This is a genomic window from Virgibacillus sp. DJP39 (genome assembly GCF_049310925.1).
GTDB lineage: Bacteria > Bacillota > Bacilli > Bacillales > Amphibacillaceae > Virgibacillus_F.
In genome coordinates this window covers 49,203-70,419 of record NZ_JBMERP010000010.1, presented here as the reverse complement: position 1 = coordinate 70,419, position 21,217 = coordinate 49,203, and the positions used below count along the sequence as shown (strand labels likewise).

The window sequence follows — 21,217 nt, the reverse complement described above, 5'->3', positions numbered from 1 at the left end:
ATAAAAATAAAAACCTTTAAACCTCTTGCTATATAAGGTTTTCTTAGAAAACAAATGTCTTAGGTTACTTTTTTCAAGGTAAGACACTTTTTGAAAAACAATAAAACACAAAAAAAGAATATTTCATAAAGAAATACCCTTTTTTGTTTTATTTAATATTCATTTTTACAACATTATTAATAACATCATTGTTATTATTTTCTTCTTCATTTTCAGGAAAACCTAAAATTAACCCTTCAAGAATAGCTGGTTTTTCATTTCCTATCCTTTTTTGTTTTTTTCTATCTTTAAGTTCAGGTAAGTCACGATACATTTCTTTAAAGAAATTTGTATACTTTTTACTACCCATATTCATTTCTTCACACCAATCTTTATATTCCTTAAATAAATCGTTTGCTTCCACATAATTTTCTTTTATCTCTTTTTCATCCATAAATATAGTACATTTTTCTTCAATGAATCTTTTTATAGGTCTATTATCATCTTTATAAATTTCTAACATTTTTTCCATAGTCTTAGATTCACTAAAATGTCCCTGTTTTTCAAGTCTTTTTAATCCTTCTAAAGCTATTAAAAATAACCCTTCCAAATTCTCTTCTTTCTTTATTTTATTGAAAATTTTAGAATCTTCTTTACCTTTAAAATTAGCTCCAAAAGGAACTATCATCCAACGTCTAAAAAAAGCGTCATCTGCCTCAATAGTGCTTGGTAAATTATTTGCTGAATACATATGTTTAGCATAAGGGAAGAAAGAAAAAGCATCTTTTCCTTTAAATTCTCCACTCATTCTATCTCCACTAACCATCTTCTTAAAAATTTCAGTTTCATCTAATCGTTTTGCACTAATATCAGCACCTATATTCAATAATTTATCTTTTAAATTAGCTCTTTTAAATTTATCATCATCAAATTCTTTTAAAGATATAGAAGATACATTATTAAGACCTATCATATTTCCTACAAATTCTAAAAAAACAGACTTACCATTAGAACCATTTCCAGTCAACATAAGAGCAACTTGTTCATTCATTTTTGTGGTTAAAGAATATCCAAGATATTCCTCAATGGTTGAAACTGAATCCTTTGGTAATACTTGTTTCAAAAAAGTATTTGCAAAATCTTTATTTGCTTTTTTATTAAATTCTATTGGTAATTGGTTTTTTGAATACAAATTTGGGTTATGTGGTACCAACTCCATTTTTTCCCAATCTAATAATCCATTTTTCATATTGATAAATCTTTGAAGCATTCTACTTTGTTTTTCATTTGCTACATCATTATTTGTTTTTTTAATATCAGATAGTACATAACTTCTAACACTATCATGTCTATGTTTTTTATATTCAAGTACCCCTAATTTTTCTTTAATTAAGTAATCAATACGTTCTTTTGATTTTAGTTGATAAAATCCATCCATATAAACATATATATTTCCATCTTCATGTAAAAAATTTTCTTCTTCTAAAATTTCTTCACCAACCAAACCTTCTCTAAAAGTTAATTTTCCATTATCATCCCTACTATAAAAACGAAAAGAGGAATCGGGATCTTCATTGATATATCTTTCAATTTGAAAATTATTTATATCTTTTTCGATGCTTTTTTTATATTCATTTTTTAATTCGGTTATTCCAATACCACTTAGGGATGATATTTCTTTTAGAAAACGTTTCACTTCAATATATTTATTTTTATTTTTTTCAATATTAATAATATGTGCGAAAACAAAAGGATTAACTATCATACTTTCGTCATTTTTATTATCATCATCATTATTATTTTTAAATTCTTTAATTTTTTCATTTATTATTTTTATTGAAGTATCTGCATCACAATCAATCATTAAATATTCCTCAAATAATTCCTCTTCATCCTCCTCATATTCATCATATTCCTCATATTCTTCTTCATCTAAGTATTCATATTCTTCTTCATCTAAGTATTCATTAACCTCTTCATATTCTTCTTCTAATAGCTCGTCTTTTCTTTCGTTCTCCTTCATTTTAATTTCCCCTTTTTTTACCTTTTTATATTCTACAACTTTTTCTCTCTATAACCATTATAGCTTTTTTTCTTCGTAATTTCAGTAGCCATAATTAGACCATCAAGCGTTCCTTTTAAATATCAGGAGGAACGCTACTGTCATCTATTTATTTGTGATTCTTCTTATACCCTAAAGCGATAGGGGAGTGAAATTCACCACACTTACTATCACTACATTCATTAAATCCTAATTCATTTATAATTCTATCGTGTGTAACTGGTTTTAAATGACTTATACTATCAACCATCATATCGGTTTCATATTCATCATAATCGGAATACCCTTCACTCCATTTATGAGCATAATCCTCACCGTTTTCACAAACAATAACTGTTTGCAACATAGCTAACCATTCACCATAACTAATATCATTTGGATTATCTACACAATGTTTTATAAAAGCACAACCTTTATACATTAATTCTGCGTTAGCAAGTGTATCCTTTGAAGGATTAGATATGTATTCAATTATTTCATTACCAATTTTCATTTTAAAACTTTTCTTCTCTTTATTAGTAACTTTTATTTCTTTTCTTGGTTTAGATACTGTTTTATCTATATCGTCAATAATAAAATCTTTAAATTCACTAATCGTATATCTTTTATTTGATTGATAAACAATTTCTACATTTTTTGGGTTATTTGAATCCTTAAAGTTTTTAGTGAAAGGTATTCTCAGTAGTCTAGCTAAATCAAATGTAGTATCAATAGATCCTTCACCATTATTTTTTTCAGCATTTTTTCTAATACTTAAAACTACCTTTTTTACTAAATCTTCAAAGTTTTTTCTTTCCTCATCACTTTTATAGGTAACAACCTTTTCCAATACATAATAAATATGATAACCTCCACCACTTTTTATGATTAGGGTAGGTTTAATATCTAACTCCATAATAAACGTGTAAGCATCTTTAAAATTACTAAATTGATTACTATTTTGTTTGTGGTGTCCTTTTATATCAATATCAATATCTAACCAAATTCCAAAACTACTTTCTGTTGTATATGATGATCCTCTTGTATAACTGGCTTGTTCATCATAATGTTTTTTAATTAAATCTTTATTCCTTTTACCAACTTTTTGTATCATATTACTTTTTTCTTCTAAACTTAAAAAATTTTTTTGGTATTCAAATTCTTTTTCCCTAGTCATTTTTTTACCTTTTTCATTCAGTAATTCTTTTTCTTCTTCATAATCAAACATTAAAAATTTTTCTTTTTTATATTCATCAAAGAATATTTTTTTGAAAATACTTTCAATTAACTTTCTTTTAATTTGTTTACTATTCATTCTCTTTTTAATAGCCAAATTCTTGTTTTGTAAGGATACATTAAAATAAACATCTTTTTCTTCATTCACTAATTTATCTACATATATTTCAACTTTTTCTTTATCCCTAACATCAATAAAAAGTGTTTTTTTACTTTTAATATCCCAAATACCGATTTCTCCCTTTACATTATCAGGATAGAGTAATTCAAAAAAATCATAAACAGACTTGATTTGATTCTCTTCTTCTATAATGGTGTTATCATCATTACCAACACTTTTAAAATTTTCTTTATTAACTACTTTATATTCTAACAACTCTTTATTTTGACTGCTCTCCCCTGAGTAGTCATTTTTTTTATGTTCTTCTTCACCAAACGAACCACTATAATCCAAAACTTTTTCTTTTTCCTTCAATTTTAATTCTCCCCTTTTATGTTCTCTATCTTTTTTATCTCTCTTAATTATAGCTTGATTTTTAAAAAACTTCAGTTGTGTTAATCGAACCAACCTAACGATTAATTTAACACTAACTTCTAAAATTCTCCTTTTCTTCTTCTACTATAATGATAGCATTTTTCATATCATTATTCAGTATAGTTAAATACACCATACATTTATAAAATAATTATTAATTTCATAATTAAAAAACCTAATTAATTGATTTTCATTTTATAAAATGGTATCATTAAGTGTGTTGAATAATACAATTATAGATGCTATAATACATATAAGGATGTTATAAGTATGAAAAATAGATAATGTTTTTTATAATTATAAAAAAGGAGGTAAGAAATATGAAAATGAGTGTTAGTGAAAAGGTAATCCAGCTATTAAAATATATTGGTTCAGCTAATATAACTCAAATGAGAGAAATAACTGATGCATCAAAAAACACCTTAAACGTTATTCTCCCTAAACTTGTTAAAGACGGCTCTTTAGTGAGAAGGAATGGTAACAGAAGTGAAGGGGAAGAAAATATATATTACCTAGAACCAAAATTCCTTCAATCTATTGGTTATCATGGTCATGCTAAAACGTGGAATTTCAAAAAAAATTCTTTTTGTGTAGATAAGATAATAGATTATAAAACGATTTTAGAAGAAGTATTTAATAAAAAAATGGATTTTGAGTTTATTTTAAATCATTATATTTACCCGAATTATTCAGAATTAAGACCTAAACATTCTATATATAGTGATGCTGAGGTTGTTTTAGATTTTATAGATAGTGAGGGGAATAACCAGCTACATATCTTTATGTACTTAGGTGAAAATTTAAATAAAGAAGAAAGACGTTTTAGGGAGTTTTGGGAAATAGCAAAACAATTAAGAGAAGAAAATGAAAATATGTATTTAGATTTAAAATACGATAGTTTGTATTACATGAGTAAAAATTATATTGAAGAATTAAAAACGGAATTACTAAATAAGTAAAGAAGGGTGAGAAGGAAAATGGGTAAAGAGAACGAATTAAGTAAGGGTGGTTTAAAAAAAGTCCCACCTTTAGAATTATTAGAAATAGCTAAAGAAGTAAGGGATGAAAGTTTTCCAAATAAGAAAGTTACTGAGGTTTATGAAATTTTACAAAAGACTTTTGCTAAAATGGGTGTTCACGTACTTAATCAAGATAGAAATATTAATATAGCAAATCTTATTAAAATCAATTATAAGTTTCAAAAAGAGAGGGTTTTTAAAGAAAGAAAAAGTGAAACTGGTGCTGTTGCTGATGTAGAAGAAAAGGTTTACAAAGAGCATTTTAAAACACAACTAACTAAAACATCAACCACTCAAAAGTCAGAAAAGAACAGACATTTATATGATTATGTGGAAGAATTAGTTTCTAAAATTGGAATTAGATATAACTTTCATATAAATGAGAATGATACATTAGAAGAAACATTTAATAATGTATTAGAATTGGTTAGTGAGTTATGGAGAACTAAAACTCATAAATTTACGATTCATTTTAAAGACGAGGATCGAATAAAGGGTTTTCAGGAGTTATCCAAAAATAAATTAGAAAAGTATAAGAATGGTGATTTGGAAGGTATTAAAGAAAGAAATATAAAAGTTTGGTTAGAGAAGGATCCAAATGACATTATGTATTTGGTTCAAAAAAATAAAGAGGAGAGTGTTGGTAATGAGTAAGGATTTGATGAGTGTTAAGGTGAAAGATAAAGCATTATTAGGATTAGATATTGGTAATGGATATGTGAAAGTAGTTTTATCTTATAATGGTGAAGTTGAAAGGTTTGTAATGCCTTCAGGTTTTGTTTATGAAAGTAAAGCTGGTTTTGAAGAATTAGGTATTAGTGAAGTTGTAAAAAATCAATACCATTTAGTAAATGATAACAACCCTAATCCTACCGTTTTATTATGGGATAAGGAAATTGGAAAAAACATTTATTTTGAAAGTCTTTTAGGTGGAAAAGAACGCTATAATACTACAGAGTTTTCAACTTTTGTAAGTATGGTTATGCATGAATCTTTAGCTAGATTAGGAGTTAAAAATAAAAATGATGTTGAACTATACATTGTAAGTGGTGTACCTTCAACTCATAAGGGAAGTAAGAGTGAGGAAGATTTAAAACAAACATTCTTAAATGCACCTAAAATTAGGGCTAAAGGTGAATTATTTACACCAAGAGTAAAACTGGTAAATATCCTACATCAACCTATTGGAACAGTATTAAATCGACTTTTTGATAAAAATGGTTTTTCTAAAGATGATGAAGAACATACAATAGCAACATTTGATATTGGTACTTATACAAGTGATGGAGCTGTAATTCAAAAATTAGACGTTTTTAAAGTATTAAAAGAAGGAAATTTTACTGAGAATACTGGAATGTCTAGTGTATACGAAGATATTGTAGATCACATTAGAGTAGAAACTGGTAGTGTGATTCCCTTTTCAAATATAGAAAAGCAGTTTGATATGGATGATTATAAAATATCTAAACGGAAGTATGTCAAAACCAAATTTGTAAAAGAAAAATCTATTAAAGAAAAATACGATATAATTAAAAACGCTATGAATAGTAAGTGGAAAGAACAGGATCGTTTTGATGAGATTATCCTCACTGGTGGTGGTGCAAAAACATTTTATCCATTATTTATAGAAGAAGGGTATGAAATGATACTTGCTGAAGATAATCAAATGGCGAATGCATTAGGTTTTTATAAATTCGGATTAAATTTATATAGTGATGTTTTTGAAAAGGAAGAAGTTAAAACTAAATAAAGATTGTATAGGAAACTCTTAGGATTAGTTCTAGGGGTTTTCTTTCTAAAAAGGGTAGGTGAGGAATGTGGCTAAAAAGAAAGAAGAATTAAAACATGCTAATTTTAAATTATATGGAGAAGATGTTATCGAAATAACTGGTAATGAAAGTGATAAATACATTGTAAAAAAAAGAATAGAGGAATTAACTAAAGACTACAAGTTATCTAAAGCCTTTAAAAGATACATTATAGAAGGTATTTTGAGGGATATATCAGGGGAAGATACAGAATTACAACAACCTAGTCAAAACAACTCAGGAGTATCTTATTTAGATAATAAAGAGGTAGCTAAAGAATTTGTGGAAGAGTTAAAAAGGCAAGGTTTAGTAGTTATCGGTGATTCACAATCAAATAAAGATACAGAAGGTAACGATAGTGGAATAGAAAGGGTTAGAGAAAAAAGGGAAAAAGCAAAAAGCGAATTAGGTGGGTTAATCTGAACGGACTTAAAATCCGTTCTTTTTTATGATCTTTTTATAATATCCTTTTGTAACATTCCTGTAATATAACGAATTAAAAAAGATGTTATAATAGTATTATAAGATAAAAAACCTAATATATAGGTTTTATAATAAAAAGGGGTTAGTAAAATGAAAAAAGTAATTATTGGTGTTGTCGTTTTATTGTTTGTATTATGTTTGGTTGGATTCATGAACAATAATGAAGAAAATAGTGGAGTTGAAAATAATGAAAATGGAGTTTCTAAAATTGAAGAAGATAAAAGTGAATTAGATGAATGGTATTTAAGTAGAAAGTAATAAAGTTAAAGAATATAAAAAGGGAGATGTTGTGAATGTTTGAAGGAAGGCATTTATACGATTTAAAGGAAAAAATTATAAATTTTAATGTTTTTTATAAAAAGATGGATAGAAAAAAAAGAAAAAGAATAGAAGAAAAAATGGGGAAATTTCAGGTTAAAAAAATTGGGGATGGAAATAAAATTGAAATTATAATAATGAATGAATTTAATGATCATTTAGTTAGAATGCTTGGTAGTATAGAGAATAATCATTATTATATATCTGAATTAAAATAAAAGGGGATTGTTAATGTTGGGGAAAATAAAAAGGATTTTTATATTATTTTGGATAGGTGCATTAGGATTAGGGGTATTTTTATTTATAGGTTTTCAAATTATATTTTCAAATGACTATATAGTATTTGGTGAAAATGAAATTGTAAGTAAAGAAGAAGTTGAAGAAATAATGGATGATTTAATTAATAGTGGGTATGAGTTTGATAGAAAATTAGTCATTCAAATTTCAGATAAAAGTTCAGGAACAACAGAATTGGGTTTTTTTATAAAAGAAAATAAAATTCCTTTTACTTCACTAATAAAAATACATAATGATTATAATTTAACAGGGGTTATAGAAAAGGAATGGAAAGAAACTTTATTACATGAATTAGGGCATTATTATGAAAAAGAGTTGAGTGATAATGAACGTAAAAAATGGGAAAAGGAGAGAGGGGGAAGATTAAGTGGTTATTGGAAAAACGGTGAAAATAGAAAATTAAAAGATGAAAAAGGAAATATAGATAGTGATGTTTGGAATAATTCCTATAGTGAATTTTTTGCTGAAGATATGAAAGCTATTATGAGCTATGAATTAGGTTTATTACATATAGATAAAAACTTTAATTTTATAAAGAAAAAAGAAAGTTTATATAGTGTTAGTCAGGATATTAAAAAGAAAACAAATGGAATGGAATTGAATGATCAGTTTTTAGTTTATTTTTTAAATAAAACAAATGAAGATAGTTTATCTATTGATAAATTAAATAAAATCTATAATGGGTATTTAGAAAAATTCAAAAATAAGTAATGCTCTGATTACCACTACTGAATTTTTATTAAAAAAAAGCTATAATAGTATTAGAAAGAAATAATAGAGAATATAAAAGGGGAGATAAATTATGTATTTAGAAAGAGATAAAGTTATAAAAAAGGAAAAAGGATTTAGTTTATCAGAATTAGGGATTGCTATGGTGATTATGTTAATTATATCGACAATAGCCACAATGAGTTATTTTATTTTTATTGATAACACTAAGAATGTTGCAGTAGTTAAAAACGCTAAAACACTTCAATCTTCTTTAATTAAACAAACTGTTCATGAAGGTGTGGAAAGCTATTCAGTAGAAGCAAATTATGAAACAGATATAAAAACTGATGTGAAGAAGGTATTAGAATATCATGTTAAGAATGGTACTAATATAGAGAATTTAGTTTTTAAAAATGAAGTGTTAAAACAAGATGGTGAATTAATTATAGGTCAATTAAAATTAGATACTTCTAAAAGTGTTGCTTTTAAAATATTAGATAAAGTAAATGATTTTATAAAACCTATAATAGTAAATGCAAGTAGTGGTGAATTAAAGATTGAAGTTAGAAAGTTAGATTCAAATGAGGTAAAGAAGTACATTCAAGGCAACGTAGAAGATGATTGGTATGTAGTTAGTAGTGTAAACGTAACCGATAGTAATAACTGTTATGTAGGTTACACATGTATAACTACTGCTAGTGAATTAGATGCAATTAGAAATGATTTAAGTGGAAATTACATGTTAATGAATGATATTGATTTGAATAGTTATGGTGAATGGAATCCGATAGGGAAAAGTATTGGCTTTTCAGGAATATTTGATGGGAAAAAATATTCAATTAATGGTTTATCAATCACAGATGAAACAACCGACAATGTAGGTTTTTTCGGAAAAACCACTATTGGTTCTGAAGTGAAAAATGTCAATTTAAATAACGTTAAAATTAATGGAAGTATAAATAACGTAGGTGGTTTAGTTGGATATAATGATGGAACTTTAATAAATTCTAGCGTAACTGGTAATATTTCAGGGGTTGAAAACGTTGGTGGTTTAATTGGTTTCAATACTTTAAATGGATATATAGAAAAAATTCATACAGAAACAGAAGTTATAGGAGAATTTAACGTTGGTGGAATAGTAGGTTGGAATGATGGTGGAAGTGTGAAAGATTCATTTGTAAGTGGTAACGTTACTGGTGATTCGTTCGGAGGAGGATTAATTGGTAGAAATAATGGTAGTATAATTACCTCTTACGCAAATGGAAAAGTAAGTGGAACGATGATTACTGGTGGGTTAGTCGGAAGAAATGGAGGAATTGTAACAAATTCTTTTTGGAATGTAACCACTTCAGGAATATCAACATCTGATGGTGGAACTGGTTTAACTGATAGTCAAATGAAAAATAAAACAAGTTTCATAGGATTTAATTTTGATACTGTATGGAGTATTGAAGAAAGTGTAGGTTATCCTACACTTAAATAATTAGGATATTAAAAGAATGGACTTAAAAATCCATTCTTTTTTAATGTTCTTTCTGTAACATTTCTGTAATATAAGTCTTTTTAATATATGATATAATAGTATTATAATATAAAAAACCTAATAAATAGGTTTAATTACTAAAAGGGGTTAGCTAAAATGACTGTAAAAAAAATAAAAGATATTGAATTTGGAAATGAAATCAAAGAAGTAATTAAGAATTTTAGTAATTTCAAAGACTTAGATAGAGAAAATAGGACTTTTATTAAAAAAGATATAAGTCATTATGAATTAGATAATAGTGGAGATTGCATAAATGTGAAACTGTATTATGGAACTAAATTTATTTACGAAATGATAGGAAGTCAGGATATGGTTAATGGAGGTTTTAGATTAGATTTTCTAATAAATAAAAATGAAAAGAAAGTTTGGGATCGCACAATCACTAAACGTTCAGGAGTATTAAGTCTTATTTTTTAAATTTAGGATGGTATTATTAACGCTAGTGAATATTTCAATTTAAAAAGCTATAATAGTAGTGGGAATAAAAAAATAAAGAATATAAAAAGGGGGGAAAGAAAGTGAAAAAAGGTTGCTTAATTGGTGTTTGTATTTTTGTGATGTTGTTGTTGGTGGGGTGTGGAAATATCTTTACTAGTAATGAAAAGATTTATATTGAGAATGAAATAGATAATGTGAAAGAAGAAATTAGAAAAGAATTAAATCAAAAAGAGGATATGTTATCTGAAAATCAGTCTATGTTAAAACAAATTATAGTTAAAAAGTCCTTTTCAAAATCGGATAATTTTGAACCATATAAAATAATTAATTTGTATAAGGATTTAAATAACAGATATAAAGTAACAACCGTTAATGGTGTTGTAATTGCTGGTCGTGGTAATAGAAATCTTGAACATATTTATGGTGAAAATACGTTTATTGGAAAGAATTTTTTTAATGTAGGTGATAATGGATTTCTTATTAATAATTCATCTTATAAAGATGCTTCAAAAGTGTTATCAGAGATAGGTGTACCTTTAAGTGAGAAAGAAATATATAAAATGATTAGTGATCTAATTAGTGGGGAGGATAACCCCCCTCATTCAGAATGGTTAAAAAGAAATGCAACTTCTGAATCTGATGGAGTTATTTTTGAACTTGATATTAAAAATGAAGAGGTAAAAATTAGTTGGTAAAGAGAAGAGGGTGGTTTTTCCATCCTTTTACTTTTTAGAAAAAAGAGGGATAAAAATGAAAAAACTACTAGTTGGTATTTTATTATTATGTATTGTGTTTTGGTAAACATAATTTTTATGTTATTAAAGTTAAGGTTCATCATGACATTAAATGAAAATGAAACAAAAGTTTGGATTACAAAATAACTCAGCGTTCAGGAATATTAAGTCTTATTTTTAAAAGAAGGATGGTGCAACTAACACTACTGAATTTTTTTTAAAAAAAGCTATAATAGTAATAGATAGAAAAAATAAAGAATATAAAAGGGGAGAAAGAAAATGAAACAAATATTATTAATTAGTGTTGGAATTTTTGTAATGGTGATGTTGGTAGGGTGTGGTGTTGATTTTACTAAAAAAGAAAAGGATTTTGTAATGAATGAAATAGAAAAAGTAAATGATGAAGAGGTAAAAAAGGTAGAAGAAAAAAAGGTAGAAGGTAAAGAAAAACTTTTTCCATATACCATAAATTTTACTGATTTTGAAGAAAAACCTAATTATGATTTTAAATACGAAGAGACAACACAAACACTTGATAAGGGTTTTGTTTTGTATTCAATTCATTATTTGATATATAAATATAAAAGTGATTTAAATTTAACTGATGATTTTTTTGAAGGTTTAACTATTGAAATATATCAAGGAAAAATTTTTGAAGAAAGTAATGATAATGGAAAAGCTGTTTATAATCAAGGTTTTTATAGTAGTAATAATAAACATATCGTAATAAGTACAAATCAAAGTTATCAAGAATTCTTTAATAGCTTACAACATGAATTTGGACACTTTTTTGATTATGAATTAATGGATATAGGCGATTTCAATACTTTTATGTTTTCAAGAAGTTTTATAAAAGACCTTGATTATTTTAAAAATTACCATGAAGATATTATTTTGAAGGATAAAAAAGATAAATATTTTTATAAAGGAAAAGAGATTTTTGCTAGGGAATTCGCTTCATTGTATGTATTAGAAGATGTTTATGATAAGAATTATAAAGAATTGACTGATATTAATGAAATTGAAAGAGAAATATTAATCAATACACTTAAAAATAACATTAAAGATAAAAATAAAATTAAAAGTGGTATTTTTATACCTAAAAACGAAATTAAAAATATAGATAATGTGAAATATGTAAAAATCTTTCCTTTATTTATGTCCCTTAACTATGGGTATTTTGTAGATAAGGAAAATGAAAACATAATTAGATTAATACCTGAAGAAAGAAAAAATAAAACTGGTGAAAATGTATATGTATTTAATAAAGAAAGTGAACGATTTAAATTTGATGGAAGGATTTTTAGGTTGAATGGTGTCGAAAAAGTTGTTAAACACATTAAAGATGAAGGATTATATATACCGCTTGAAGTTTTTGAGTTAGAAGGTAGTGAGATTTACTTTAAAAGAGTGAATAATGAATTTGAGAAAGGAATTCGTTTTTATAGAAAGGAATTTGGTGAAACGAAAATAAAAACAGTTATTGGTAATGTAGGTACTGTAATGGGGTGAGAAAAGATAGAATTTAAAAAATATGACTAAAAACGTTAAAGAATATAAAAGGGGAGTTTTATAATGATTAGGGGAAAGATGAAAGTTATTCTAAGTATGATTAGTTTGGTGATATTGGTTACTTTAATTACCATACCATTATTATCTGATAAAAAAGAAGAATCTGCTACTAGTGAAAAAGAAACAGAAAAAGATATTTCAAATTCATCTGAAATGAGTTTTAATGAAAATTTCAAAATGATTAAAAGTAACGTTTCAGGAGTGGAAGAAAAAACAAAAGAAACTGTAGTATCAACTGAAAATAAGGATGAAGTTGTAAAAGAAGAAAGGGAAGAAAAAGAGAAAGAAAAAAAGGTAATTAAAGTTGAAGAAGCTAGTATTACCGATAAACATGAAGTTGTAGTAAACAAAGAAGAAGAAGAAGAAGAAAATAATAAAGATATAGTAGAGAAAGAAATAATAAAATCTGAGGATAAAGTTACCAAAGAAGACGAGGTTAAAGATGATGAAAGAAATAAAAGTGAAAAAATAACAGTAGATTCAGATACCGATCAAGTAAGCATAATTCAACCTAAAGAAGAAGAACCAACTTATGAAAAACCAAAAGAAGTTGTGATTGAACGAGATAAACCTAGTAGTGTAGGAAAGGTTAATTATAACTTTAATAAAATAAAAAGTATTTATGGATCTAATTATACATTTGAACAATTCGATAATGGTTTTTCAATTTTTAAAAATGGAAAAATGTATCATATTTTTTATGATACAAATTCTGAAACATTTTTTTCACTTTATAGTATGAGTGATTCCTCCTTAGATTTAGCAACTCAAACTATGATTTATTTGGGGATTCCTTCAAATTATAAAAAATTGTTGGATGGAATGAATCATGAAATTAATATCCCTTATAAATGGGGAGAGGATAATCCAGATCTCAGCTATATCCCAAATGGTGTTAGTTTTGATTTTGCTTCTAGTTATAATGGATGGAATGGATGGAAATTTGAGGTAAGATGGTAAGATAAATTATTAGAACGGATAATTATAATCCGTTCTTTTCTTTTCTCTTCTTTTGTCTTTCTTTAAACCAGTCAGGTACAACTTCATCATTAATAATTTGTTGAGGTGGGGAATAGGTTTCTATACTTGCTTGGTTATGATCTTTACCTTCTTTTAAAAGTCTCACCTTTTCTTTTAAAATGTGACTGATGAAAGCTATATGATTTTGAATCCCTTCTTTTCTAAACGCTTGGTTTGATAACTCATTTACTTTTATATATTTGTTATTTCCCCAAATTTTATCAGCTTGTCCTACCCAACGTTTAACTACATCTTTATTTAAATCATAATTATGTTTTTTAAAAAGAATATCAAGCTGGATAAAAAGTGAATCTAACCATGATTCATCTTCTGTTTTAGATTGATTATTATTTTGTGAATCTAGTTTTTTTGTATCTTGTGATTTTGAATTGATAAGAAAGAGGATAGCGATAACTTTCCGACCATGTTTTATTTCTTCATATTCAAATGATATGTCCGTTTTATTTTTAACTTCTTTTTGTGAAGGAATTAACACTCTTTTTTTAAAATTATGGTATTCACGATATTTATCGTTTACACCAACCATTTTTCTTAACTTTTCAAGAGGTATTTCCACTTGTTTTACAGTTTGCCATTTTTTTAAAATTTCATAAATACGAATAGAATAACTATTTTTCAATTCCATTATGTTCTTTAATTTGTAAGAGGTGAATTCTCTCTTTAATTGTAATAAGTATGGTTTTAAGTTTGGATCGAATGATAAACTAACACTTCCACTTGTTTTATTATACTCCACAAAAGATAACCAACTTACTTGTGTTAATTTTCCTCCCTCTTTTATTTCTAAAATTTTTCCCATTAACTTTTTGGTTATCTCCCGCATTTCAGAATATTTAGGAGTTCCTTTATATCCAAGTAACTCGTAAAAATCTTTTACAGATAATTTGTATCTAGCGAAATCCTCATCATCTTTCCTTATTTTACTTACAATAAAAAGAATTATTTTTTGTTCGATAATTGTTAATTTGTAATTTGCCTCAATCAATATATTTGATTTAGTAACTACATTATTTTTTACAGACTTTATTTCATCCTTATTCATTTTTTATCCCTCTTTTAAGCGTACAAAAATGGTGTTCAATTCAACTCTGATTTAATTCTACTATTAATTTCGATAATTTAAAAGTACAAAAAATTTTTTTTGTACGCTTTGGAGGTTATTAATTAAAGACCGAGTTTGTAAGGCTTCACACCATTTTTGTACTTTTCACACCAAATTTGTACTTTTTAGCACCAAAAATGTACTGGATAAGACACCAAAAATGTACGCTTTCAAACCAAATTTGTACTTTTTAGCACCATTTTTGTATGCTTTAACACCATTTTTGTACTTTTTACCTTTCATAAAACCTTATATATCAACGCTTTTCGACCTTCTAAAACATTAAAACAATTAAAACATATAAAACAAGATATAAAAACAATCAAAAGGACTGGTTGTTTTTATAAAGATAAAAATTATAAATTATAAAAGAAAATGAACCAAAAATGTACGCTTTAGCGAAAGAAACACGAAATGACGAATCGACTATTCACCCAATAACGGTTTTTAAACCCAAAATGTACGGTTTAAAATAGAAATGTATCTATATTAAAATAAAAAACCTAATATTTAGGTATTTACATTGACAAATAGTATTAAATATGGTATAATTGTATTAATTGGTAAAACAAAATAATTAAAAACGTTAGATAACATAAAAAGGGGATGATTTAGAAATGAATGGAGTAGCACACGCAACCGTAGGTGGAATAGTTGGAGGATTAGTTGGAATAAGTGTAGGAATTGAGCCAGTAAGCGTTGAAATGGTAACATTAGTGAGTATAGGGGGAATTGCAGGGTTGATTCCTGATTTAGATACAAACGGTATGTTAAGTGGAAAACTAACTATATCTCATAAACTAATTAAAAGTTTAGCGATTCTAATAGGATTTTTAATGACTGTATATAGTTTCTTGGAAAGAGTGGGATATGAGAAATGGTTAGGAATTGGAATAGGGTTAGGAATAATGATACTAGCTTCTAAATTTATCACTCAAAAACGTATGTTATTGATGACTTCAATAGGAGTTGTGATTGGTGGATTACTTTTAGGAACGACTTGGATTTGGTTGATGGGTGTTTATATAGGGGTAGCTTCATTCTTGCCTCACAGATCATACACTCATAGTTTAATTGGATTAGCATATTTTGGATATATTGCTTATCTTCTAAGTTTAGATTTTAATCAAATTGAAGGATTGTTTTTAGTATTGGTATTAGGGTATATTAGCCACTTAATATGTGATTTTAAAATTTTTAACAAAAGAGGAGTAAAGTTATTTCAACCTTTTCTTAAAATGGAGATATAGAAACTAGATGGTACGATTAACGCTATTTAAAAAATTAAAAAAGAACGCTATAATATAGGTATAGAAAAAAGTTTTATTTTTTAAAAGTAAAAATAATATAGAACATAAAAAAATAGAAGGAGTTAGGTAAAAATGAAGAAAAGTAAAGTATTGTTATTAATGTTTGGATTGTTATTAATGGTAGGTTTAATTGGATGTAATGAAAAAGTTGAAGTGGAAAAAAATGAAGAGAAAGAATTAGTAGTAGAAAAACAACCTGAAGCTATGGAAGATGAAAAAGTTGAAAATGACAAAAAGGAAGTTAAAAAAACTGAAGAAGTCGTAAAAACTAAAGAAAAAAAAGAAGAAGTTAAAGAAAATGAAGTTAAAGAGGAAGTTAAAGAATTATCTACTTTAGATATGGTGAAAAAAGTTTACGGAAATGAATATCAGGTAACAAAAAATGATATTGGAAGTCTTGTAGTAACGAAAAATGGGAATTTTGTTTCCGTTTATAAAGATAAAAATTTTGCTATAGCTATTGATACTGAATCGTTTAAAAAGGCTAGTGAGTTTTTAGTGAAGTTAGATGGATCTCTTTCTAAAGAATCAATATTAAACGATTTAAATCAGGTTAAAAAAGAAGGTAAAGATTTTAGTGATAAGGGAGTTAATTATTCAGTTAAAGAAAATAAAGTTTTTATTAATTGGTAAAGGGGATATTAAAATGAATAAATTAAAAGAGTTTTTCAATATTGTAAAGAGTTTAGGAAGTAAAAGTAAAATTTGGATAGCTACAATCGGACTAGTTTTGTTAGTGAGTTTAATCTCTTTACCACTTGTTTTTAATGGTGAAGATAATGTTAAAAATGATAGTGATTTTAATAAAAATGAAATAGTAGTTAAAGATGAAAAGGAAAAAGAAAAGGTAATAAAAAAAGTAGAAGAAAATAAAGAGATTGAGAAAGAGATTGAGAAAAAAAATAATAAAAAGGTAGTAAAAAAGGATATAGAGGAAAAAACAATCCCTGTTGAAAAAGAAGATAAAGTTGTTGTAAAGGTGGAAAATACCGATAGTAAAGATACTTATAAAAAAGAACCATCTAAGGAAAAACAACCAGTAAGTAAAGAACCTGAGAAAGTTATCATCAAAGCACCAGTCAAAAAGGAAGAGAAAAAAGAAATAGTAAAAGAAGAAACTAAACCTGAACCTAAAAAAGAGGAAAAAGAAGAGCCAGTAGTTGAGGAAGAACCAGTAGTAGTAGAACCAGCTCCTGAACCTGAGCCTGAGCCTGAGCCTGAACCGAAACCTGAACCGACTAATCCTTCTTTTGATAACATTAAGAATGTTTATGAAAGTAATGGTTATGTGGTTGAAGGTGATATTAATTCATTTTTTGCGAAGAAAAATGGAAGAGTTGTTCATGCTTATTCAAATGGGACTTTTACTTTAGCTGATTTAACTGGTTCTACATTTAGTGTAGCTAGTAAAGTAATGACGAATTTAGGAATTCCATTATCTTACAATCAAATCAATAGTTATTTAGGAAAATTTATAACTGAAGAAAATAACTATAACGTTATTAACCAATCAGGTGTACAAATTTCCTATTCAACAAATAAAATTTGGGTTAAGTGGTAAAAAGAATAAATATAAGGAATGTGATCTTTATATAGATTACATTCTTTTTTTATTATCTGTTATAAATATTAGATCAAGTTTTGAACATTTATTATAAAAAAGTTACCACTATATTAAAACACTCAAAAAATAAAAAGTATCTATAAGTACAGTAATGAAAAAGGGGGAGAGGAAATGAAGGATTTATTTGGAGAAACATATTTTACTATTAGTCAAGTAGCTTTGATATACCAAACCCATAACAATACGATAAAAAAATGGGAGAAAGATGGAAAGATAATACCAATTAGATTAGGTAGTGGTAGAAGCTCACACAGAAGGTATAGTTTGAGAGAATTAAAGAAAGTTGATCCTAAAGTAGTTGAAGAATTTTTCCTTGCTATGAGGTATTACCAAAAAATAGATTCAAAAATTCAAGAAGAAAGAGGTGTTAAAAGTGAATAGAAAAAAAGTAATATTAATTGTGTTCGTTTTAATTTCATTAGTATTAATCGTGTTTTACTCTCTGAATGGTAGTAATCATAATACTAAAGAAATGAATAATAAAAATCAGGACACAAAAAAATACACTTACACTTATGATGAAAAAGTGAGAGGAGATTACAAAGAAAGATTTTCTAATGCATTAAAGAGTGTTAATCAAGAAAAAAATATTAATGAGAAAAGTGAAAAAGAAGAAAAAGAGTTAGAAAACATCAACGGTGTAAGTAAAATAAAAGGTAGTAAAGGTACTAGTATTAAAATAGACGAAAAAACTGGTGAGAAGATAATTGAAAATGATTCTTTTGTGGTTACAGTAGATGACAAGGAAAATATTGAATTAGTAAAAGAAAATAACAGAGAAAAGGTCTTTAGGAATAGTGTAGAAAGTGTGGCTGATTTCACACCAACCCAACCTTCTAAAGTAGAACAAGAGACAGAAAACAAAAGTATGACAAAAGTTAAGGATGTATATAAGGACTATAAACTAATAAATGATACTGAAAAAGGCTTTTCTGTTGTTAAGGATGATAAGGTTTATCATGTTTTTAATGGTAATGAAAACATATTCGCTATAGGTGATTGGAGTGATGAATCTTTTGAAATGGCAAGTAAATCATTACTTAAACTTGGCGTACCAATTAGTAAAAAAGAATTAGAAAAAAGTATTAAAAAATTAAGAGAAGGGAAAGAAAATCTAACCACGAATAATGTTATTTTTTACTATGATGTTAATAAGTATTGGATTGAATGGTAAATTTCATTATACAAAAGGTTGTATAGAATAGGAGGTTATAAAAACCAAAAAAAGAAGGGATAGGTGTTTATTGTGAAGAGAAAATGTTTAATATTTGTTTTTTTATTATATTTATTTTTCATCATTACCAATACATTTTCAGGTAATGTTAGTGCTGAAACAAAAGTTATTCAAACACCAAAGACAGTAGAAGAGTATAATGTTTTTTTGAAAAATAGTATTTGGGAAGGGATATATATTAGTGGGAGAGGAATACCTGAAATATATGATCCAAAGACACGTAGTTATAAAAAACTAAACACTTCTAGGTTATTTACTACTGGTGAAGTTTTTTTTGGCGACCATAATGATGTTAGTGATAATGATTATGTGGGTGGTGAATATAGATTTCTAGGGTTAGATTTTTTTGGTAATCCATTTCCAAATAGAAGCTTTCCTGCGGATTATTCAACTTCGGGAAATCCAATTATTAGGGATTATGTTTTGAATCCATATGAAAACAGAAATATACTAGATAATTCTTACGTTCCTTTAAGTGATGTTTTTAATAATTCTCAAAAACTAAAAATGTTATTTATGTTTTCAGGTGTTATTTTTTCTACAAATCAATCACAAACTATGATAGATAATTGGAATTTAAGTTTTGATGATGTGTATGCTCGTAATCAGGAATTATATAGTTATAATAACCCTAATTGGAGAGAAAGAGGTAACGAGAATCAATTACTTCAAATACCTTTTGATAAATTAAAAAAGATCAATAATATTTCAATTCCTAGTACCACATTTAGTAAAGGTCAAATGGCTACATGGCATTATACAAATACTGCTGGTGGAATATTATATGATATATTTCCAATTAATAAACTCTATTTATTAAATGTAGGTAATAATTTAACTGCAAAAAAACTAGATGTTATTGAAGTTGTTGATGGAAATTATGAAGTGTATATGGAAGTAAAGAATACGAGTAAATCTGAAATCAATACAAATGTACCTTTACCAACTAGATTAAAAATTAAAATTGGTAATGATATAAGTATTATAGAAACTGAAAGTTTTGGTGATGAATGGGAATATAAAGAAACTAAAAGAAGATATTTAGCTAAATTTAAAGTTAAAGAATTAATATCTCCTAATACTAAAATAACAGTTTCAGCTATGTTTAATCCAAATAAGGATAATGATTTTAAAGAAATAACATATGATGATAATCAAATTTCCAAGAGTGTTTATACACCAAGTAATAATTTTTGCAACGTTAGTGGTTCAGGTGAAAGTGAAAGATATGCAATTAAAACATGTACGAGTTGGGATAGTGAAGGTAATTGTATATATAAAGGTTATACATATCATTCTATAAGTTTACTGCATTCAGCTAAAGTTGATTTTAATAAAAGTAAACAATATTTATTAGGTGGTTGGACTAGGTATGGAAACCATACAAGCGATAGCCACAATAACGTTCCTAAAGCTACTGGAACTAATATATTAGAAGATAAATGGAACGTATCTTTAATTAATATACCTAATAGTCAGTTAAAAAAATATGGTGTAAGTAGGGATATGATTGAATCATTAAGCGAATTAAATGTATCTAAGGATGAAGTAAAGAGGCTTTTAAGGGCAGGAAGATCCTTAGAGTTATATGGAACTATGAAAGTTGATTTGAAGATAATGAGTTTTAGTGGAGAATCAGATATAAACAAAAGAAAGAAAAAATTTATGAAAGAATTAATTGAATCCTTAAAAACTGAAGGTGTAAAAGTCTCTGAAGGTGTCGTAGAAGACTTTGAAGGTAATAGTAAGGTGAAGGCAAGGGTAGATAAGGAAAGAACAAATAATGGTGACTATATCACTTCTAGTGAGAGTAAAGTAAGAAAAACTACTTTCGGGACTTATAGGGAAGTAAACCGTTATGAAAAGGAATTTAGTTTTATAATACCTATTGAGAGTGTTAATGAAGGAGGTAAGCAAGAAACGGATCAAGGTAACTTAGGTAGTGACTATGAAGTAGGAAATGCATTAAACAGTTTCTATACAAATGTTAAAAACAAAAATGGTCTATATGGATTATCCTTATCAGCTTTTCTAAATGGAAAAAATATAGATAGTGAACTTAATAAAAATAAAGTTTGTTATTCCATACCTGAAAAATTCAAGATAGATGGTAATATCTATGATGATGTGGGTACGGAAGATATAGATGTAGATAAAGATTTTGATGATGATTGGGATTTTTAATTACCAAT

General features: G+C 26.7%; 21 protein-coding genes. 18 read left to right on the top strand and 3 right to left on the bottom strand.

The window, feature by feature from the left end; genetic code table 11:
- Window positions 1–148 precede the first annotated feature (148 nt).
- Window positions 149–2,002, bottom strand: a complete 1,854-nt coding sequence (locus tag ACOI1D_RS05870; RefSeq protein WP_422499988.1) for a DNA primase family protein — start codon at window positions 2,000–2,002, stop codon at window positions 149–151.
- A gap of 148 nt (window positions 2,003–2,150) precedes the next feature.
- The gene (locus tag ACOI1D_RS05865; protein WP_422499987.1) at window positions 2,151–3,824 is read right to left on the bottom strand and encodes a hypothetical protein; all 1,674 of its coding nucleotides are present in this window, start codon (window positions 3,822–3,824) and stop codon (window positions 2,151–2,153) included.
- Window positions 3,825–4,111: 287 nt separating this feature from the next.
- Here ACOI1D_RS05865 and ACOI1D_RS05860 point away from each other — a divergent pair, with 287 nt between their 5' ends.
- From ACOI1D_RS05860 to ACOI1D_RS05805, 12 genes are all read left to right on the top strand, one after another.
- Entirely contained in the window at window positions 4,112–4,750 is a 639-nt protein-coding gene (locus ACOI1D_RS05860; RefSeq protein ID WP_422499985.1) for a hypothetical protein, read from the top strand.
- Between the two features lie 18 nt (window positions 4,751–4,768).
- On the top strand, window positions 4,769–5,464 hold the full coding sequence (locus ACOI1D_RS05855; RefSeq protein WP_422499984.1) for a hypothetical protein: 696 nt from the start codon (window positions 4,769–4,771) through the stop codon (window positions 5,462–5,464).
- Entirely contained in the window at window positions 5,457–6,560 is a 1,104-nt protein-coding gene (locus tag ACOI1D_RS05850; RefSeq protein ID WP_422499983.1) for a hypothetical protein, read from the top strand. Before ACOI1D_RS05855 ends, ACOI1D_RS05850 begins: the two co-directional genes overlap by 8 nt.
- A 67-nt stretch (window positions 6,561–6,627) precedes the next feature.
- Window positions 6,628–7,041, top strand: coding sequence for a hypothetical protein (locus ACOI1D_RS05845; protein WP_422499981.1), 414 nt, complete (start codon window positions 6,628–6,630; stop codon window positions 7,039–7,041).
- Window positions 7,042–7,191: 150 nt separating this feature from the next.
- Window positions 7,192–7,359, top strand: a complete 168-nt coding sequence (locus ACOI1D_RS05840) for a hypothetical protein (RefSeq protein ID WP_422499980.1) — start codon at window positions 7,192–7,194, stop codon at window positions 7,357–7,359.
- Between the two features lie 35 nt (window positions 7,360–7,394).
- Window positions 7,395–7,637 (top strand): hypothetical protein, encoded by a 243-nt coding sequence (locus ACOI1D_RS05835; protein ID WP_422499979.1) that lies wholly within the window; start codon window positions 7,395–7,397, stop codon window positions 7,635–7,637.
- Between the two features lie 16 nt (window positions 7,638–7,653).
- Window positions 7,654–8,427, top strand: coding sequence for a hypothetical protein (locus ACOI1D_RS05830; RefSeq protein WP_422499978.1), 774 nt, complete (start codon window positions 7,654–7,656; stop codon window positions 8,425–8,427).
- 91 nt (window positions 8,428–8,518) lie between these two features.
- The gene (locus tag ACOI1D_RS05825; RefSeq protein ID WP_422499976.1) at window positions 8,519–9,910 is read left to right on the top strand and encodes a GLUG motif-containing protein; all 1,392 of its coding nucleotides are present in this window, start codon (window positions 8,519–8,521) and stop codon (window positions 9,908–9,910) included.
- 156 nt (window positions 9,911–10,066) lie between these two features.
- Entirely contained in the window at window positions 10,067–10,387 is a 321-nt protein-coding gene (locus tag ACOI1D_RS05820; protein ID WP_422499974.1) for a hypothetical protein, read from the top strand.
- Window positions 10,388–10,488: 101 nt separating this feature from the next.
- Entirely contained in the window at window positions 10,489–11,103 is a 615-nt protein-coding gene (locus ACOI1D_RS05815; protein WP_422499972.1) for a hypothetical protein, read from the top strand.
- Between the two features lie 318 nt (window positions 11,104–11,421).
- Window positions 11,422–12,654: a hypothetical protein gene (locus tag ACOI1D_RS05810; RefSeq protein WP_422499970.1), complete on the top strand. Its 1,233-nt coding sequence runs from the start codon at window positions 11,422–11,424 to the stop codon at window positions 12,652–12,654.
- 78 nt (window positions 12,655–12,732) lie between these two features.
- On the top strand, window positions 12,733–13,674 hold the full coding sequence (locus ACOI1D_RS05805) for a hypothetical protein (RefSeq protein WP_422499968.1): 942 nt from the start codon (window positions 12,733–12,735) through the stop codon (window positions 13,672–13,674).
- Between the two features lie 22 nt (window positions 13,675–13,696).
- Here the strand turns inward: ACOI1D_RS05805 and ACOI1D_RS05800 are convergent, their stop codons facing one another.
- On the bottom strand, window positions 13,697–14,797 hold the full coding sequence (locus tag ACOI1D_RS05800) for a replication initiation protein (protein ID WP_422499967.1): 1,101 nt from the start codon (window positions 14,795–14,797) through the stop codon (window positions 13,697–13,699).
- A gap of 677 nt (window positions 14,798–15,474) precedes the next feature.
- Here ACOI1D_RS05800 and ACOI1D_RS05795 point away from each other — a divergent pair.
- From ACOI1D_RS05795 to ACOI1D_RS05770, 6 genes are all read left to right on the top strand, one after another.
- Window positions 15,475–16,107 (top strand): metal-dependent hydrolase, encoded by a 633-nt coding sequence (locus ACOI1D_RS05795; RefSeq protein WP_422499966.1) that lies wholly within the window; start codon window positions 15,475–15,477, stop codon window positions 16,105–16,107.
- Between the two features lie 132 nt (window positions 16,108–16,239).
- Window positions 16,240–16,800, top strand: a complete 561-nt coding sequence (locus ACOI1D_RS05790; RefSeq protein WP_422499965.1) for a hypothetical protein — start codon at window positions 16,240–16,242, stop codon at window positions 16,798–16,800.
- A gap of 13 nt (window positions 16,801–16,813) precedes the next feature.
- Window positions 16,814–17,728 carry a hypothetical protein gene (locus ACOI1D_RS05785; RefSeq protein ID WP_422499964.1) on the top strand — a complete coding sequence of 305 codons (915 nt, stop codon included), beginning with the start codon at window positions 16,814–16,816 and terminating at the stop codon, window positions 17,726–17,728.
- Window positions 17,729–17,902: 174 nt separating this feature from the next.
- On the top strand, window positions 17,903–18,172 hold the full coding sequence (locus ACOI1D_RS05780) for a MerR family transcriptional regulator (protein ID WP_422499963.1): 270 nt from the start codon (window positions 17,903–17,905) through the stop codon (window positions 18,170–18,172).
- Window positions 18,173–18,263: 91 nt separating this feature from the next.
- Window positions 18,264–18,965 (top strand): hypothetical protein, encoded by a 702-nt coding sequence (locus ACOI1D_RS05775; protein ID WP_422499962.1) that lies wholly within the window; start codon window positions 18,264–18,266, stop codon window positions 18,963–18,965.
- Window positions 18,966–19,037: 72 nt separating this feature from the next.
- The gene (locus tag ACOI1D_RS05770) at window positions 19,038–21,209 is read left to right on the top strand and encodes an Athe_2463 domain-containing protein (RefSeq protein ID WP_422499961.1); all 2,172 of its coding nucleotides are present in this window, start codon (window positions 19,038–19,040) and stop codon (window positions 21,207–21,209) included.
- The last annotated feature ends 8 nt before the right edge of the window (window positions 21,210–21,217 follow it).